Annotated in this window: 19 protein-coding genes; 6 read left to right on the top strand and 13 right to left on the bottom strand. The window is 67.2% G+C overall.

What is annotated here, in order from left to right; genetic code table 11:
- The 3 genes from VGT00_07475 to VGT00_07465 form a co-directional block, all read right to left on the bottom strand.
- Nucleotides 1-533, bottom strand: a 533-nt coding sequence (locus VGT00_07475) for an RraA family protein (protein ID HEV8531238.1), incomplete at its 3' end; no start/stop codon positions are given.
- A 4-nt stretch (nucleotides 534-537) separates the two neighbouring features.
- Nucleotides 538-1,374 (bottom strand): ABC transporter permease, encoded by an 837-nt coding sequence (locus VGT00_07470; protein HEV8531237.1) that lies wholly within the window; start codon nucleotides 1,372-1,374, stop codon nucleotides 538-540.
- Entirely contained in the window at nucleotides 1,358-2,293 is a 936-nt protein-coding gene (locus VGT00_07465; GenBank protein HEV8531236.1) for an ABC transporter ATP-binding protein, read from the bottom strand. The genes VGT00_07470 and VGT00_07465 overlap by 17 nt, the downstream gene beginning before the upstream one ends.
- A gap of 83 nt (nucleotides 2,294-2,376) precedes the next feature.
- On the opposite strand from VGT00_07465, the gene VGT00_07460 reads away from it, so the two are divergent.
- The 3 genes from VGT00_07460 to VGT00_07450 all read left to right on the top strand — a co-directional run bounded on the left by VGT00_07460 (nucleotide 2,377) and on the right by VGT00_07450 (nucleotide 4,256).
- A complete protein-coding gene (locus VGT00_07460) occupies nucleotides 2,377-2,736 on the top strand; it encodes a Rieske 2Fe-2S domain-containing protein (protein ID HEV8531235.1) in 360 nt (119 codons plus the stop codon).
- A complete protein-coding gene (locus tag VGT00_07455) occupies nucleotides 2,724-3,146 on the top strand; it encodes a nuclear transport factor 2 family protein (protein HEV8531234.1) in 423 nt (140 codons plus the stop codon). Before VGT00_07460 ends, VGT00_07455 begins: the two co-directional genes overlap by 13 nt.
- A 159-nt stretch (nucleotides 3,147-3,305) precedes the next feature.
- Nucleotides 3,306-4,256: an RDD family protein gene (locus VGT00_07450; protein ID HEV8531233.1), complete on the top strand. Its 951-nt coding sequence runs from the start codon at nucleotides 3,306-3,308 to the stop codon at nucleotides 4,254-4,256.
- 355 nt (nucleotides 4,257-4,611) lie between these two features.
- Here the strand turns inward: VGT00_07450 and VGT00_07445 are convergent, their stop codons facing one another.
- The 7 genes from VGT00_07445 to VGT00_07415 form a co-directional block, all read right to left on the bottom strand.
- The gene (locus VGT00_07445) at nucleotides 4,612-5,454 is read right to left on the bottom strand and encodes a carbohydrate ABC transporter permease (protein ID HEV8531232.1); all 843 of its coding nucleotides are present in this window, start codon (nucleotides 5,452-5,454) and stop codon (nucleotides 4,612-4,614) included.
- Between the two features lie 9 nt (nucleotides 5,455-5,463).
- Entirely contained in the window at nucleotides 5,464-7,101 is a 1,638-nt protein-coding gene (locus VGT00_07440; protein ID HEV8531231.1) for a DUF2079 domain-containing protein, read from the bottom strand.
- Nucleotides 7,098-7,898 (bottom strand): glycosyltransferase family 2 protein, encoded by an 801-nt coding sequence (locus VGT00_07435; GenBank protein HEV8531230.1) that lies wholly within the window; start codon nucleotides 7,896-7,898, stop codon nucleotides 7,098-7,100. Before VGT00_07435 ends, VGT00_07440 begins: the two co-directional genes overlap by 4 nt.
- Nucleotides 7,898-8,590 carry a class I SAM-dependent methyltransferase gene (locus VGT00_07430; protein ID HEV8531229.1) on the bottom strand — a complete coding sequence of 231 codons (693 nt, stop codon included), beginning with the start codon at nucleotides 8,588-8,590 and terminating at the stop codon, nucleotides 7,898-7,900. The genes VGT00_07435 and VGT00_07430 overlap by 1 nt, the downstream gene beginning before the upstream one ends.
- Nucleotides 8,591-8,606: 16 nt before the next feature.
- Complete coding sequence (locus VGT00_07425; protein ID HEV8531228.1) at nucleotides 8,607-9,086, bottom strand: hypothetical protein; 480 nt, start codon at nucleotides 9,084-9,086, stop codon at nucleotides 8,607-8,609.
- 230 nt (nucleotides 9,087-9,316) lie between these two features.
- Nucleotides 9,317-10,015, bottom strand: a complete 699-nt coding sequence (locus tag VGT00_07420; protein ID HEV8531227.1) for an iron-containing redox enzyme family protein — start codon at nucleotides 10,013-10,015, stop codon at nucleotides 9,317-9,319.
- Nucleotides 10,016-10,036: 21 nt separating this feature from the next.
- Nucleotides 10,037-10,768 carry a competence/damage-inducible protein A gene (locus tag VGT00_07415; GenBank protein HEV8531226.1) on the bottom strand — a complete coding sequence of 244 codons (732 nt, stop codon included), beginning with the start codon at nucleotides 10,766-10,768 and terminating at the stop codon, nucleotides 10,037-10,039.
- Between the two features lie 332 nt (nucleotides 10,769-11,100).
- Between VGT00_07415 and VGT00_07410 the strand changes: the two genes are divergently transcribed.
- From VGT00_07410 to VGT00_07400, 3 genes are read left to right on the top strand one after another with little or no spacing between them, the layout of a single operon-like run.
- Entirely contained in the window at nucleotides 11,101-11,919 is an 819-nt protein-coding gene (locus tag VGT00_07410) for an SDR family oxidoreductase (protein HEV8531225.1), read from the top strand.
- A 28-nt stretch (nucleotides 11,920-11,947) separates the two neighbouring features.
- Complete coding sequence (gene tcuA, locus VGT00_07405; protein HEV8531224.1) at nucleotides 11,948-13,441, top strand: FAD-dependent tricarballylate dehydrogenase TcuA; 1,494 nt, start codon at nucleotides 11,948-11,950, stop codon at nucleotides 13,439-13,441.
- A gap of 10 nt (nucleotides 13,442-13,451) precedes the next feature.
- Nucleotides 13,452-14,123, top strand: coding sequence for a hypothetical protein (locus tag VGT00_07400; GenBank protein ID HEV8531223.1), 672 nt, complete (start codon nucleotides 13,452-13,454; stop codon nucleotides 14,121-14,123).
- Between the two features lie 137 nt (nucleotides 14,124-14,260).
- On the opposite strand, the gene VGT00_07395 is transcribed toward VGT00_07400, so the two are convergent.
- The 3 genes from VGT00_07395 to VGT00_07385 form a co-directional block, all read right to left on the bottom strand.
- Entirely contained in the window at nucleotides 14,261-15,055 is a 795-nt protein-coding gene (locus VGT00_07395) for an alpha/beta hydrolase (protein HEV8531222.1), read from the bottom strand.
- 42 nt (nucleotides 15,056-15,097) lie between these two features.
- Entirely contained in the window at nucleotides 15,098-16,228 is a 1,131-nt protein-coding gene (locus VGT00_07390; GenBank protein HEV8531221.1) for a M20/M25/M40 family metallo-hydrolase, read from the bottom strand.
- A gap of 14 nt (nucleotides 16,229-16,242) precedes the next feature.
- A partial coding sequence (locus VGT00_07385; protein ID HEV8531220.1) for an alpha/beta hydrolase occupies nucleotides 16,243-16,876 on the bottom strand: 634 nt, incomplete at its 5' end.

Raw genomic sequence — 16,876 nt, 5'->3', positions numbered from 1 at the left:
GGGATCACCACGATGCCTTCGTCGTCGGCGACCACGAGGTCGCCCGGATGGACCACGACCCCACCGCAGCGGATGGGATGATTGATCTCGCCGGGACCTTCCTTGGCCGCGGGAATGGGCGAGCGGCCGCGCGCGAAGAGCGGGAATCCACTGGCCCGGCTCTCGCCGATGTCGCGGATCACTCCGTCCACGACGAAGCCGGCCACCCCTCGCTTCTGAGCGATGGCGCAGACATTGCCGCCCGCCACCGCCATGGCGTCGTCCCCCGCCTCCACCACGATCACATCCCCGGGCTCGGCGCGGTAGATGGCGGCGTGGAGCATGAGGTTGTCGTGGCGCGGCGTGCGCACCGTGAAGGCCGGCCCCGCGATGCGCGGGATGTCGGGCCAGAGGGGCTGGATGGCATAGCGCATGACGCAGGAGAGGTCGATGATGTCCGAGATCGCGGTCGTGGCGAGACCCTGATAGCCCTTGACGATCTCGGGGGCGGGGCGTGGGATGTCGAGGCGAATGGCGGCGGCGGGCTCAGTCATGGGGTCACTCCGAAAGTTTGAGGAGAAGCCCGGTGCGGCGCGAGCGGGTGACGGCCGAAGCCAGCGCCCAGTGCGCGAGCACGACATAGATCCCGGTGAGCGCGAAGCCCTTGAGCCAGGCATGCGCGAAGTGCGGCTCGAAGCCATAGCCCTGTCGGAAGGCGTCGAGGAAGTACGTGAGCGGAATACCCGCGGCCACGCCCTGCGCCCAGCCCGGGAGGACGGAGACCGGGTAGTAGATGCCGGAGAGCATGACGATGAAGTTGACGGCCGCCCACGCCGAGGTCTCGGCCCGCGTGCCGAAGAGGAGGACGAGACTGCAGACGAGGAGCCCGATGATGAGCGAGCAGAGGAAGCAGCCCAGGAGGAACAAAGTCAACGAGCCCGGGCCCCCGCCCATGAAGTCGAAGCGGAACGCCCAGGTGCCGATCATGGCCATGAGCACGAAGACGGTCACGCCGCGCGCCACCCCCACCAGCCACGAGCCGATGGCCATGTGCCGGATGCCGATGGGCGTCAGGAACTGGTGCTTCATGGACTTCGACCAGATGTCGAAGAGCACGGCATAGGCGACGTCGAGCTGGCAGACCTGAATGGTGGACAGGGCCACCGTGCCCACGAGGATGAAGGCCGTCATCTTCGCGTCGAGCGCGAGAAAGCGAGTGAGAAGGCCGTGCGAGAGCATGGCCACCCCGGGCCAGAAGGTGAGCTCGAAGACGAAGAACACATTGCGCCGCGCCATGATCACATTGCGGTGGGCGAAGGCCCAGGTGCGGACCACCTCCACGAACCAGGTCTCGGGGGGCCGCTCCCTCAGGAGAGCGTCAGCGCGCGAGCTCAACGAAGACCTCCTCGAGCTCGGGCTCGCGCACCTGGCAATCGCGCACCAGCACGCCCTGCTCGTGCAGCCAGCGGAGGATTTCCGGCAGGCGCTTGTCGAGCGCGTCCACCGTGTACTCCATGTATTCGCCCCGCGCGTGGACCTGAAGCACGCCGGGCAGCTCGCTCAAGCCCAGGGGCGTCGCCGGATCCAGGCGGAGGGCGATCACGTCGCCGATCCGGATCTGGCGCTTCAGCTCGTCCGCGGTACCCTGGGCCAGGATGCGGCCGTCCTTGATGAAGGCGATCTGGTCGCAGAGCTCTTCCGCCTCCCGCATGTAGTGGGTGGTCAGGATGATGGTTGTCCCCCGATCGCGCCGGAGGGCGGCGATCTGCGCGCGCAGGCGGATGGAGACGTCCGGGTCCAGGCCGAGCGTCGGCTCGTCCAGGAAGAGCACCTCCGGATCGTTGAGGAGCGCCTTGGCCAGGGCCAGCCGCTGCTTGAGGCCGGTGGAGAGCGCGTTGTACTCGGTCTTCACGTGTGGCCCCAGCTCGCACTGCTCGATCAGCTCGTCGACGCGGCTCCGCAGGCGGCGGCCCCAGAGGCCGTAGAGGCCGCCGTAGAAGGTCAGGACCTCGGGCGGCCGGAGGCTCCAGACGAAGGAGGCATTGCCGCTCGCCATGTTGAGGCGGCGGCGAATGGCCCCCGCCTCGCGCACGACGTCATGGCCGAGGATGGTCGCCGTGCCCGAGTCCGGCAAAAGCAGCGTGGCCAGGATCGACAGCAGCGTGGTCTTGCCTGCCCCGTTGGGCCCGAGCAGGCCGAAGATGGCCCCGCGCGGGACCTGGAGGCTCGCGCCCCTGAGGGCCTCCTTGTGCCGGCGGCCCAGCCATCCGCTCCGGAAGGTCTTCGTGAGATCTTGCGCATCGACGGCAAACATAGACCGCTCATGGTACCACGCGGTTTCTTGGGGTGGCCACGCCGCGCGTTGAATCGCCTGGAGGCTTCTGGTAGAACCGATTCGTGGAGCCTGCGGCGGACGATCCTGGCGCCTGGAGCTGCGCGGCCAATGCGCTGCCCCCGGGCCAGACCGCGAAGTTCCGTCTCGAGCGTCGAGGCAAGGTCGTGGAGGGCTTCGTCATCAACGTCAACGGGAGCCATCACGCCTATGTGAATTGCTGTCCCCACGCGGGCACGCCGCTCGACTTGTGGCCGAACGAGTTCCTGACGGAGGACGGGCGACATCTGATCTGCGCGACCCATGGCGCCATCTTCGATCCGCGGAGCGGTCTCTGCGTCGAGGGCCCTTGCCCCGGGGCCACCCTCGAGCCTCTCGTCGTGGAGACCCACGGCCCGCGCCTGGTGGTGCGATGCCGGACCTGACGCCCGAAGAGGAGTCCGCCGAAGTCGAGGAGACCAATGCGCGCTTCTATCGCGCCCTCGAGGCCCGGGACCTCGACGCCATGGAGGCCCTGTGGCTGCACGCGGACTATGTTCGCTGCGTCCATCCGGGCTGGTGCCTGCTGACCGGCTGGGAGGCCGTGCGGCAGTCCTGGGAGGCCATCTTCAAGGACACCCGCGAGCTCCGCTTCACCCTCTCCGACATCGTCGTGCGCATCGCCGACAATATCGCCTGGATCACCGGCACCGAGAACATCCTCACCCAGTCCCAGGGCAATATCTCGGTGACCGCGGTGCTGGTGACCAATGTCTTCGAGCGGCGCGGCACGCGCTGGCGCATGGTGCTCCATCACGCCTCCCACATCCTCACCGGCGAGCCCGACCCCGCCTGATCTAATTTTAGATGACGCGATACGGCTCCTTGACTGCGCTCCGGTGCTGGGCGCAGGATGGCGTCGGTCTTCCAGCCCACACCGGCCAAGTCGAGGCAAGGCTCTCGATGGATGGCATTGGCCCCACCGAGGTGACGACTCTCTGAGGCGTGCTGCGTGATGATCTGCCCAAAGTGCAATGTGGAATACCGTCCGGACGTGGTCCGGTGCGCCGATTGCGACGTCGCACTGATTCCCGGCCCCACCGAGGGAGAGATCCGACCTGCCGAACCGCCCGTTACGGTACCGGAGTGGGTGCGTCTGCAGGAGAGTACAGGGCCGGCAGAGCTCCCCGTGGTCACATCGGCGCTGGATGCAGCGGGGATTCCATTCACGCTCCAGGGAGCACATGCTGGCGAGCTTCTCGCGTTGCACACGACCGTCTGGGTGCCCAAGGAGCGCCGGAAGGAGGCAGAAGCTGTCGTGAGGAACGCGGCCGTGGTAGAGCCGGCCGACATGGCTGAAACCAAACGCCGATTGAGGAGCGCCGAACGGGCAGACCGCCGTAGAGTGGCGGCCGAGTCGGCCTTGATCTATGCAGGGTTCTGGCGCCGCGCTCCGGCACTCGTCATCGACGCAATGGTTCTGAGCCCGTTGCTTGTGATCTACTGGATTCTCCCGCGCTTCTGGCCATCATCCATTCTGGCGTTGTTCGTGCTGATCCCCCTCCTCAGCCACCTCTACGAGATCTACTTTCTGACTAGATGGGGACAGACGGTGGGCAAGGTGATCATGGCGATCAAGGTGACCCAGCTGGACGGGTCGCCGATCTCTCTCAGGCGTGCGCTACTCCGACGGTCGGTCGACATCATGTTTTCGGTGGCCTTACTCGGCGTCGTCGGGTACCGATGGTCGGCGTTCCCAGCGGCGGATCCCCGCCTCGTGCTGAGCGAATCGGATCCCCTATTCCGGACGCACGAGATGATAACCAACGTCTGGATGTGGAGTGAACTGATCGTTCTCTTCCTTAACAAGAAGAAGAGAGCGCTGCATGACTTCATCGCGGGAACCGTGGTGATCGTATCGCTGGCTGAGAGGACTCAAAGGAAGAAGCGGTCCCGTCCGCAGTGACGTCGAGCCGCCGACGTTGCCCGACCCAGCTTGAGCGCTCGAGCTGCAGCCTGTGACGTCCACGAACGTATGCGCGCCCAGCGAGGATGTTTCACCGTTCATGGAAAGCAAAAGATCGAGCTGGCAGATCTGGGACCCAGCGCGATCCTCAAGAAGGTACGTCGCGGAACTGGCGCGCCGGGAGCACTTGCTGAACGAGCTATCCGTACTAGCCCGACGTTACTGCGTGTTCCGAGGCATCCTGATCGCCGACCTGCCGCCATGGAACTTCACCCCGCCGCGCAGATGGAAGCGGTGGGTGGTCAGACTCCGGGGCGGCTGAATTCTTGCGCGAACTATAGCAGGTCGGAGCCGGTCAGGCGTCTCCGGTGCCCGTCAGCCCCTGGATGAACCGGTCGAGCACGAGGTTGAAGGCGATGGCCGTGGGCAGCCCCACGAGCAGGCCCCCGGCCATCAGCGCGCCCCAGAAGAAGATGTCGCCGCGGATGAGCATGGTGGGGAGCCCCACCGTGACCACCTTCTGCTCCACGGGGGCCGCGAAGACCACCGCGTAGAGGTACTCCTGCATCGACAGCGTGAAGGCGAAGATCGCCGTGGTGGCCATCCCGGGCAGGCTCAGAGGCAAGACGACGCGAAGGATTCCGCCCATCATCCCGCAGCCGTCGATCCAGGCGGACTCCTCGAGCTCGCGCGGCACGGCGAGGAAAAAGCCCAGCATCAGCCACGTGCAGAGGGGGATGGTGAAGGTCGGATAGAGCAGGACGAGAGCCCACCAGGAGTCGAACAACCCGAGCCATCCCACGACGGGCGCGATAGGTATGAACAGGATGATCGGCGGGACCAGGTAGGTCATGAAGAGGGCGGTGCCGCTGCCGTGCGCTCCCGGCAGGCGGAGACGGGCCAGGGCGTAAGCGGCCGGGACCGAGGCCGCGAGGGTGATCGCGACCACCACGATGGAGAGGAGCGCGCTGTTGACGACCCAGGTCCCGAACCAGGTCTGAGTGAACAGCAGACGGAAGTGCTTCAGGGTCGGCGGCATGTGAAACCACAGGGGGAACTTCATCTGGTAGAGGTCCTGCTCGTCCTTGAAGGCCGTGATGACCATCCACAGGACGGGGAACAGGGCGATCAGCAAGAAGAGCGCGAGCCCCAGGTAGATGCCGAGCTGGCGGGCCGGCCGTCTCCATCGAGCATGCATGGGGCGCCTCTATTGCTTCTCCAAGAGGAGATGGGGGCCCGCGCGGTACTTGACCCGGAAGCGGAGTTCCGGCGCCGATCCGACCCCGGCGATCGTCACCATGTCTCGGTCCTCCTGCCGCATGCGCACGTCGGGCAAGGCGCGCCAGGGATAGGACTGGGCATTGACCAGGGCGTATTCCGCCTTCTCGAGGCTCACCGGGAAGACGAAGACCAGCGGACGGAGCGAGAGATGCGCGACGTACTGATCCTGGGCCGACAGCGACGCGCCCGCCGGGACCTGGGCCATGGTCTCCCAGGCCTGGCGATGCTCGGCCTTGGGCCAGAAACGCTGGACGGCGAGGTCATTGACCGTGGGAGAAGTGAGGGCCAGGCTCGCGATCATCGCGGCGGTCAAGACGCGCCCGGGCCACCGCTCCGGATGCGTCCGCGCGAGCCGCTCGTAGCCGGCGATGGCACCGCTCACGAGAAAAGGCAGGACGAAGGATTGATACTGCGTTCGATGACTGAAGAGGACCGGGTCCTGACCGAGGAGGTTCTCGAGGAGGGGCGGCAGGAGCGCGAGAAGCGCGGCCGGGGCCAGGAGGGGCAGGAAGAGCAGAGGGGCGAGGAGATTGCCGAGGTAGAAGAGGCGCGGCCAGCTCCAGAGTGCGCCCACCGTCCGAAATGGATGCAGAAGCATGGCCACCACGATCTCGGGCACCGAGCGCCCCAGGTGCGCGTAGCGTCCGAGATGCGGATAGGGAGCACCCCGGAAATGGGGCAGGAGCCATCGCGTGTCCGCCACGAGCAGGGCGAAGGCCGCGGCCGCGGTGACGGCGCCCCAGAGCCAGCGCCGCTTCGCGACAGCCAGCCAGATTCCCAGGCCGACAACGGGTATGGTCGCGTCCTCCCGGGTCCCCAGCGCGAGAAGGACCGCCGCGGTGAAGAGCCACGGGCTATCACGCTCGACGAAGTAGATCGCCGCGAGGAGCAGCGGGATGGCCAGGGCGGCGGCATGGAAGTCGCGCTGGTTGATGCCGTGAAGCGAGGGATTGACGAGGTAGAGGATGGCGAAGACGGCCGCCGGCCGCTCGTCTCCCAGCCGTCGCGCCGCGATACCGAAAACGGCCAGAGCCCCCAGGGCCAGCGCCACCGACTGGGTGACGAGGAGCGCTCCCGCGCCGGGGGCGACCCAGAAGAGTGGAGCCAGCAGGTACATGATGGGCGAGAGGTGGTCTCCCCAGGCATTCATCTCGGGCAGGCTGACGTAAGGCCCGGCGCCCCGCGCCAGATTCCAGGTCAGCTGAACGTAGTAGCCGAGATCGAGGGCATGGGTGCGCAGGGCCAGATGCCGCGTCAGCGTCACGAAGGAGAAGATGGCGGCATAGGCGAGAATTCCCACGGCCAGCACACGCCGAGGCTGCCACGCGGGAATGGCCACGGGCGCCCGGAGCAGCCGGAGCGCGATGAGGGCGAGGAAGACGAGAAATAGCTCGTCGGGACGCCACCACCACCAGATGAGCGTCGAGAAAAAGGCGGCCCCGGCCAGGAGGCAGCCGAGGTCGAGAATGAAGGAGGAGCCGCAGCCGGAGGCGAGGCGACCCCTAATTCCGAAGGAGGAGCCGCAGCCGGAGGCGAGGCGACCCCTAATTCTGGGAAGTCTCAACCGCGATCGCGCGAGGCTGTCCCGGAGCCGGGACTGAGCTTGCTGTAGCGCCCGCGCAGTGACTGCAGCCGGCGCGATCGCTTGATGCCGCTCCTGTGCAGGGTGTAGCGCGTCACCACCCAGAGGATCTTGAGCCCGTAGGCGCACGAGGCGAAGAAGCTCGCGGAGGAGGCCTCGGCGAAGTAGCGGACGGGCACCGCGATCTCGGAGATCCGGAAGCCCGCGGACACGGCCTGGGCAATGATCTCCTGGTCGAAGACGAAGCCGTCGGAGTTCATCCGGAAGTTGACGGCCTCCAGCGCATCACGATTGAAGGCCCGGTAGCCCGTGTGGTACTCCGAGAGGTGCAGGCCGAAGCACACGTTCTCGACGCCCGTCAGGAATCGGTTCGCGATGTATTTCCACCACGGCATGCCCTGGGCGATGGCGGAGCCCCCGCCCTTGAGTCGCGAGCCCAGCACGAGATCGGCCTCGCCCTTGACGATGGGCTCGATCATCTTGGGCACGAGGGTCGGATCGTACTGATAGTCGGGGTGGACCATGACCACGATGTCCGCCCCCGCCTTGAGGGCCTCGGTGTAGCACGTCTTCTGGTTTGCCCCGTAGCCGTAGTTCTTGTCGTGGACGAAGATCTCCAGGCCGAGCTCGCGCGCGATCTCGAGGGTCTGGTCGCGGGAGCCGTCGTCCACCAGGATGACGAGGTTGACCGACTCCTTGGGCAGCTCCTCGTAGGTCAGCTTGAGCGTCCGGCCCGCATTGTAGGCGGGCATGACCACCACGACCTTGGGCTGCGCCATCAGCGCGCTCCCGCGGCCGCGCGCCGGCAGACGGCCACGAGCTGATAGGCGAGCCCGCTCGTCCACGCGCGCGCGGCCGCGGCATTCGCCGAGTGGACAGCGTCCAGCACGGCGCCGTGCAGACGCGGGGGGACCACCAGGGGCAGGGGCACCGGAGTCGAGGCCAGCTCCGTCACGCTCAGTCCCGCGTCCTCGAGAAAACGCACGAAGGTGCGTCGGGTGAAGAAGCGCAGGTGCGTGCGGTCGAGAATGCCGCGGTCGGCATAGTCCCAGCGTCCGAGTAGGAGCTGGAGACGCACCCAGAGATGGGCGACATTGGGGACGGACACCATCACGCGTCCCGCGGGCGCCAGCGAGCGGTTGATGGCCACCAGCACGGGCAGCGGATCCGTCAGGTGCTCGAGCACGTCGCCGTAAACGATGGCGTCAAAGGTGCCCGACAGCTTGGGCGCGGCCTGATCGAGGTCGGCCACGATGACTTCGTGGCAGCGCCCGCGCGCCTTGGCGGCCTGGGCGGGATCGCGCTCGAGAGCCGTGACCTGCCAGCCCTGGCGAGACAGGAGCTCGGAGAGGAAACCGTCAGCCGCTCCGACATCGAGGGCGCGCCTTCCCTGCCCCGGCCCCAGTCTGTTCAAGATCAGGGTATGGCTCGAATACGGGTCGGACTTGAACTGATAGGGCGAAGCGCTCATGGGCTTCGCGACGGCTTCAGCCGCTGGCCGGCGGCTCGGCGGCCCACTCGCGCCACGACTCCAGCCGCGGGAACCAAGTGGCGAGCAGGGCCAGCGACAGAGTCAGGAGCCCGTAGAAATCCGCGCGGAGCCCCGAGACCATGAAGAGCACGAGGCCGAGAATGGCCGGGATCTCGGCGAGGGCCGCGGTGACGATGGCCACCGTGATGAGCTTGGCCACCGACGCCGCGGGGGCCATCGAGGAGGGCGCCCCTGACCTGGCGAGAAGGGAGCGGCGCACCAACGCGATGAGGACGATCTGGAGGAGGGCGACACCCCAGAGCGCGTAGCGGACCGTGGGATCCATCGTTCTGGCGGCAAAGCCCGAGAACGGTGCCTGCGAGAAATTCACCACCTCGACTGCCACGGCGTAGAGCAGCACGCTGCCCATCATGGCGCCGTAGATCATCGCGGCGACCCGGCGCCCCGTCTCCAGATGGCCCGTCTCGCCCCTCATGCCACCAGAATAGCATCCGCCTCGCGGAGGGCCGTCACGAGAATTATTCACAAACGCGCGTGTCGCATTCTGGACTCCCCCTGATCTACTCAGCTCTCGCCTCAGGGTTTCACCCTTCAGCTCGAACTGCGGCCCTCTCCCCCTCCGGGGGCGAGGGATCAAAATGAATCCCTCTCCCTCGGAGAGGGAGAGGGTTGGGTGAGGGTGGCGTTGTCTGCGAATGGTCCAGGCTAGACTTGGCCGTACTCCTGATCGATGCCCTGGAAGAACTGCCACCACATGCCGAGCGAGGTGCGCACGACGCGGCGGATCTGGTCCTGGCTCTCGGGGGTGGTGGCGCCCTTGATCACGATGTGGTCGCCGACATCGGAGTGCTCGGCGTCGGCGAGCTCGTGCACGTCCCAGAAGGCGACCTGCGCCTCGTCCAGGCCGTAGTGCTTCTGGAGCCCGCGCGCGAAGGGGCCGAAGGCGCCCACGACCTGTCCCTCCGCGGCCAGGTTGATCGCGGCCACGCCTTCGAGAAAAGGCAGGATCTTCGTGGAATACTCGAACCAGTGGATGAGGGCCGCCGTCGAGGGCAAGGCGGTGGCGGTCAGCACCTCGTGGCGCGGCAGCCCGAGCCCGGTGGCGAAGTCGAGGAAGAGCTCGGGGTGGGCCTTGGAGCCCGAGAGGCGTCCCGTTTCTTCCTCGTAGACCGACTCGGCGAGCTTGACCCGCTCACCCATGTCCGTGCAGCGGGAGTGCAGGGCCGAGACGGCCCGGGGGAACTCGAGCACCTGGAGGAAGAACTGCTTGGCGAAGCCCTGCACCTGGGGACGGGACAGCCGCCCCTCCTGGATCTTGAACCAGAGCGGGTGGCCACCGAAGCTCCTGCCCGCCCGCACCTCCGCGGCCAGCGATTCGCCGAAAGACTTCGTCGTGTCCGCCATGCGCGATCTCCTCTAGAGGGGCTATTTCTGGATGCGCACCACCACGGCGGCGGGCAGCCTCGCGAGGAAATCACCGAGCGCTCGCTCCATGTAGGTCCGATCCTTGGACTCGAGGGTGACCTTGACCTTGTACTCGGGGTTCGCGAGCTCCGGATACGAGCCCAGCATGAGCTCCGGATAGCCGCGGACGACCTCGTTGAGGTGCTCGGCCAGCGTCCCCTCCCCCACGCTCAGAAAGACGCTGACCAGATGGAAGGGCTCGTCCCGGAACTGCTCCTTGAGCCCCTCGAACTTCTGCCGGAAGAGCTCGGGCACTCCGGGCAAGACGTAGACGTTCTTCATGACCACCGCCGGAAACACGAGCCCGTCCCCCATCATGGGGAGCGCGCCCTCCGGGATCTCGGCCATGCGGAGCCGCGCCGCATTGAGCTGGCCGCCCGCGAAGCGCTGGATGACCTCGACCATGCGAGCGTCCCTGACCACGGGAACGCCGAACGCGCGCGCCACCCCCTCGATCGTCACGTCATCGTGGGTGGGCCCCACCCCGCCGGAGGTGAAGACCACGTCGAAGCTCCCGCTGAACTCGGCGACCTCGGCGGCGATCTGATCCACCTCGTCGGGAATGACCACGATGCGACGCACGTCGACGCCGAGCATGCGAAGCTCGCGGCACAGGTAGGCCGCATTGGCGTCCACGACCTTGCCGGAGAGAAGCTCGTTGCCGATGAGGATGATGCCAGCCGTCCGGCCCATGGGCGAGGGTCATGGTAGCACGCCGCCGAGTATCCGAGAACCACGGTACTGGGCCAATTTGCTTCGCCAGTTCTATTCAGCTCTCGCCTCGCTGCGGGGCCGGTCAGCTCGAACGGCCACGTTCTCGGTCGCCTGCAACGCTCAACGTACATACAGGTACGCCTCGCGTTGCAGGCTCCCTCGGGCGTGGCTCTTCGAGCCGAGGGCGTGGCCCGAGGCGAGAGCTGGGTTGATGTGACTCGCAACTTGGCCCAGTACCGGGAGGGCAGAATGATAGAATGCTCGCGCGGTTCGCCGGATCACGCCGTTGCTCAACCAAGGAGACGCATACGATGGCGACGGAGGCACCACCGATCACCCTGTACGGCTGGGCGCTCGTCCTCGGCGCCTCCTCGGGCTTCGGCGCGGCCACCAGCATGGCCCTGGCGCGGGCCGGCCTCAACATCTTCGGCGTGCACCTCGACCGCAAGGCGACCTTGCCCAACGCGGAAAAATTGGCCGCCGACATCAAGAGCCTGGGCCGCGAGGCGCGCTTTTACAATATCAATGCCGCCGACGAGGAGCGGCGCGCGGAGACCGCGGCGGACATGGAGCGCATCCTGCGCGAGCGGGGCGAGCTGGGTCAGCTCCGGGTCATGCTCCATTCCCTGGCCTTCGGCACCCTCAAGCTCTTCATTGCCGATCCCATGAAAGAGTCCGTCACCAAGGCGCAGATGGACATGACGCTCGACGTGATGGCCCACAGCCTCATCTACTGGGCTCAAGAGCTGGTGGGCCGCGGCCTCATGGGCCGAGGCGGCCATATCTACGCCATGACGTCCTCGGGGGGCGCGCGCGTGCTGCCGTTCTATGGCCCGGTGTCGGCGGCCAAGGCCGCGCTCGAGTCCAATATCCGCCAGCTCGCCGCCGAGCTGGCCGGCCACGGGATCACCGCGAACTCCATCCGCGCCGGCGTCACCGCCACGCCCGCCGCGCAGAAGATCCCCAACTACGAAGCGTTTTCCCAGAAGGCGGCCCAGCGCAATCCGCATCGCCGGCTGACCACGGTCGAGGACGTCGCCAAGGCCATCGTGGTGCTCTCGCATCCGGACACCTACTGGATGACGGGTAACGTCATCGGGGTGGACGGCGGCGAAGAGATAGTCGGTTAACCGAGTAGTCCTCCCCGGGGGTTCTCCGATGAGTAAGGCATACGATGTCGTCGTGGCGGGCACCGGTAATGCGGCCCTGTGCGCGGCGCTCGCCGCGCGCGAGGCCGGCGCCTCCGTGCTCGTGGTCGAGAAGGCGCCCGAGTCCCAGCGCGGCGGCAACTCCTTCTTCACGGCGGGAGGATTCCGCTTCGCCCACCAGGGTCTCGAGGATCTCCGGCGCGACATTCTGCCGGACATCTCGGAGGAGGAAGCGCGGAGCATCGTGGTGCCTCCCTACACGGAAAACCAGTTCTACGACGACCTGATGCGCGTGACGGAGGGGCGCTCCGACTTCGACATGGCCCAGCACCTCGTCCAGCGCTCGCGTCCCACCGTGGCCTGGATGCGGAGCCAGGGTCTGCGGTGGATTCTCATGTTCGCCCGCCAGTCCTACCAGGTCGAGGGCAAGCACCAGTTCTGGGGCGGGCTCAACGTCGAGGCGGTGGGCGGCGGCCCCGGCCTCGTGGAGATGCAGCTCGATCGCGCGCGCAAGGTCGGCATCGAGGTGCGTTACGGGCACGGCGCGCGACAGCTCCTGACCGACAACAAGGGCGGCATCACCGGTCTCGTGGTGCGCTCGCCCGAAGGCCTGGTGGAGATCCCCACCCGCGCGGTCGTCCTGGCCTGCGGCGGCTTCGAGGCGAATCCAGAATGGCGAACTCGCTATCTCGGCCCCAACTGGGACCTCGCCCGCGTGCGCGGCACCCGCCACAACACCGGCGAGGGCATTCGCATGGCGCTGGACATCGGGGCCCAGGCCTATGGCCACTGGTCCTCCTGCCATGCCGTCCAGTGGGATCTGAACGCGCCGGCCTTCGGCGATCGCAAGGTCGGTGACATGTTCCAGAAGCACTCCTACCCGCTCGGCATCATGGTCAATGTCCACGGGCAACGCTTCGTGGACGAAGGCGCGGACTTCCGCAACTTCACCTATGTCAAGTACGGGCAGGCGGTCATCCGGCAGCCTCAGCAGACGGCCTTCCAGATCTTCGACCAGAAGACCTTGCCGATTCTCCGCGAGGAGTACCGGATCCGCGAGATCACCAAAGCCGAAGCCCCCACCATCGAGGAGCTGGCCAGGAAGCTCGAGATTGACCCCCAGGGTCTCGTCCGCACCGTGAGCGAATTCAATGCCGCCGTGCAGGACAGGCCCTTCAACCCCGCCATCCTCGACGGCCGGGGCACGCGGGGCATCACCCCGCCCAAGACGAACTGGGCCCAGGCCCTCGACACGCCACCCTATGTGGGCTTCGCCGTCACCTGCGGGATTACCTTCACCTTCGGCGGTCTCCGCGTGGACCTGCGCGCGCAGGTGCAGGACATCGAGGACCAGCCCATTCGCGGCCTCTATGCCGCGGGCGAGCTGGTGGGCGGGCTCTTCTACCACAACTATCCGGGCGGGGCCGGGCTCATGGCCGGCTCCGTCTTCGGCAAGATAGCCGGCGAGTCCGCCGCGCGCGATCTCGGCTCCGCCCGGGCCTGACCCGCGGCTGATGGAGAAGCTGACCGACTTCCTCTTCATCGCCCTGGTCTTGATCCTGGCCGCGATCCTGATTGCCTGGTCGGCGCGCCGGCGTGTCCCGGGGGTGGCCGGACTCGCCCTCATCGGCTGGCTGGCCCTGACAGGCTCGCTGGCCATCCGTGGCTTCTTCCAGGACTGGAGCAGCCTGCCCCCGAGGATCTTGCCGGCCGCGTTCGCGCCGCTGGTCGCCGGCTTGCTCCTGTTCTTCTACTCCCGACAGACGCGGGCGCTCCTTGCGGCGACGCCGCTCCAGTGGCCGCTCTATCTGCAGTCCTTTCGCATCGTCATGGAAATCATTCTCTGGCTGCTCTTCGTCCAGCACCGGGTGCCCGCGATCATGACGTTCGAAGGACGCAACGTCGATATCCTGGTGGGTTTGACCGCCATCCCCGTCGGCTATTTCTGTTTCGTGAAGAAGGCCTGGCCCAAGCGGGTCGCCCTCTGGTGGAATGTGGCCGGCATTCTCGTTTTACTCAACGTCGTCGTCCACGCCCAGCTGTCGACCCCGACCTTCCAGGTCTTCGTGACCGATCCGCCCGTCACCTTCATCGGCGACTGGCCCTACGTCTGGCTACCCTGCTTCCTCGTCCCCCTCGCCTGGGTCCTGCACGCGGCCTCCATCATTCAAATCCGCCGCTCCTAGTCGCCTGCTACCTACGGAATGACCGCTGAACGGATCCCCTCACCCTGCCCTCTCCCCAGAGGGGAGAGGGATCCAGAACTGGCACTTTGCATCCCTCTCCCCCATCGGGGGAGAGGGCAGGGTGAGGGGGCAAGCTGTTACGGCGAGGGTTTGGTCGCCTCGTCTAGCCAGTTGAGGATCTCCTTGAACACGAGCTCCCAGCCGTCTTCCAGCATCAGCATGTGCGCGTGCCCGGGCACCTCCAGATAGCGGGAGCCATAGCGCGCGGCGATCTTCCGCTGGACCGCGGCGGGCGTGATTCGATCGTCCTCGGCGCCCACCACTAGAGTCGGGCAGCGAATGCCTTCCGGGTCGACCTTGATCCCCCCCAGCGCCATCTGGCGCGCCGCGCGTCCCGACTCCGGCACGAGCTGAGGAAAGGCCCAGGCCTGGAGCTCGGGCGAAAGCCGATTGCCGAGGAAGTTCAGTGCGTCTTCCCGCCTGGGCAGGAACTCGCGGCTCCGCAGCACGGGCAGGGCGTAGTGTGGCAGGGCCATGAGCAGGGACCAGGTCATCACGCGGATTCCACGAGGAGTCGCGCTCGCGGCGAAAACCGCCGCGCGGACTCGCCCGCCCTCCGCGGCTTTCTGGGCGATCAGCCCGCCCATGGAGTGACCGATGAGGACGGCGGCGCCGAAGTGACGCAGGCAGTCCTCCACGTCCTCGATGTATTCCGCCACCGAGACGCGTCCAAGGTCGGGCACGGGACGGCTGCCGTGGTGCCCGCGAAGATTCAAGGCCCAGGAGTCCCAGCCCGCCTGGGCGGCGGCATAGAGCCACGGACGCAGATACCAGGCGCCGCCATTCATGCCGTGGACGAAGAGGAGCGGGCAGGGCTTGAGCGGCCCCGCGGCGGGGGCATGCTCGAGGAGAAGGTCTCCGATGCGTTCCACGGCGCCTATCCTACTTCAACCATACCTGGGCCGCGAAGGCGGTCAGGCGGAGGCGGCGTGAGCTGTCACGGTCTCCACAACGAGGGCGGCCGTCGTGTGCAGGTCCTTCATGTCCACCCACTCGTTGACGGTATGGATATCCCGCATCCCGCAGCCCAGGTTGGCGATCTCGAGCCCCCGCGCCGCGAGGACATTCGCATCGGAGCCGCCGCCCGTGGCCCGCGTGGTCAAGGTGCGACCGATTCGGCGCGCCGCCTCGGCGACCAGCCCGACGATGGGCGCCTGATCGGAGACGTCGAGGCGCTCGTACTGCCGGTCTATCTGAGCCTCGAAGCGCGCCCGGTGCAGGCCGTCTTCGAGCGCCACCTGATGGCGGGCCGCGGCGTCCTCGAAGCGCCTCCGCATGTGCTCGGTCTGGGCCTGCAACTTTTCCAGCGACAGGCTCCGCGTCTCGCCCCTCACGATCACCCGCGTGGGCACGATATTGGTCGAGAGGCCCCCCTCGATCACGCCGAGGTTGGCGGTCGTCTCGGCATCCAGCCGACCGAGCTTCATGCCGGCGATGGCCTCGCTCGCGATCTGGATGGCCGAGAGACCCCGCTCGGGGCATATGCCGGCATGCGCCTCGAGCCCGGTCACGGTAAAGGTGAGCCGGTTGGCGGCGGGGGCCCGCGTGATCAGCTCGCAGACTCCGTCCACGTCGAGCACGAGACCGCGTCGCGCTTTGAGACGCCCGGTGTCGAAGTGCTTGGCCCCCAGTAGGCCGGTCTCCTCGCAAATGCTCAGCACCACCTCGAGGTCGCCGTGGGGAATGCTCTTCTCGCGCAGGATCCGGATGGCCTCGAAGATGGCCACGATTCCCGCCTTGTCGTCACCGCCCAGGACGGTGGTCCGGTCCGTGCGCACGATGTCGCCCTCGACCTGCACGCGGATCTTCTCGGCCGGGCCCACCGTGTCCATGTGGGCCGAGAGGAGAAAGGGCGACGCGCCGGGCTTGGTGCCCGCGAACCGCGCCAGCAAGTTGCCTGTCTCCCCGCCCACCTTCTCGCCGGCATCGTCCACCTCGAGGGTGGCGCCCATGCCTTTCAAGATGGTCTCGAGGCGCCGGGCGATGGCTCCCTCGCGCCTGGAGAGGCTCGAGATCGACACGAGGTCGAGGAATTCATCCTTCATGCGGGCGGGGTTGATCATCCGGAGGCCGTGCAGAGGTGCCGGAGGAGCCAGTCCCGGCTTCGCTTCACCGCCTCGCGGCGGTGGAGCGGATCCGTCAGGCGATGATCGGCGCCCGGGAGCAGGCAGAGCTCGCGCGGTTCCCTCGCGCGCTCGAAGAGCACGCGCGCATGATCGGGAGGGACGACGTCGTCGCAGCCGCCCTGGACGACGAGCACGCGGTCCACCGCCTCGGGGGCCACGGCATGCCGGCCCGCCCGCACCTCGGCCACGAGGGCGGGGCCGGGCGAGGTGATATCGCTGGGATCTGAGTCGGGAAGTCCGGTCAGATTCGCCGGCGCGTTCCACGTCACCACCGGCATGGCCCCGCGGCTTCGGGAGGCCGCCCACATCGCGACGTAGCCGCCCAGGCTCGAGCCGAGCAGCCCGAAGCGCCCGTTGAGCGCGCGGTGCCCGGCGAGATGCGCCAGTACGCCTTCGACGTCGGCGATCCGCGAGGCGATGGTGGCGTTGCGTCCGAGCCCGCCCGACTCACCGCTGCCCCGGAAGTCGAAGCGCGCCAGGGCCAGGCCCGCCTCGGGGAAATCCTGGCCGAGCAGGAGGTACTTGTCGCTGTCCTTGGAGGCGCCCATGCCGTGGCACGCCACCACG

Source organism: Candidatus Methylomirabilota bacterium (genome assembly GCA_036002485.1).
In the GTDB taxonomy this organism is placed as follows: domain Bacteria; phylum Methylomirabilota; class Methylomirabilia; order Rokubacteriales; family CSP1-6; genus AR37.
The sequence above is the reverse complement of the archived record's forward strand: the minus strand, read 5'-3'. Positions and strand labels throughout refer to the sequence as shown.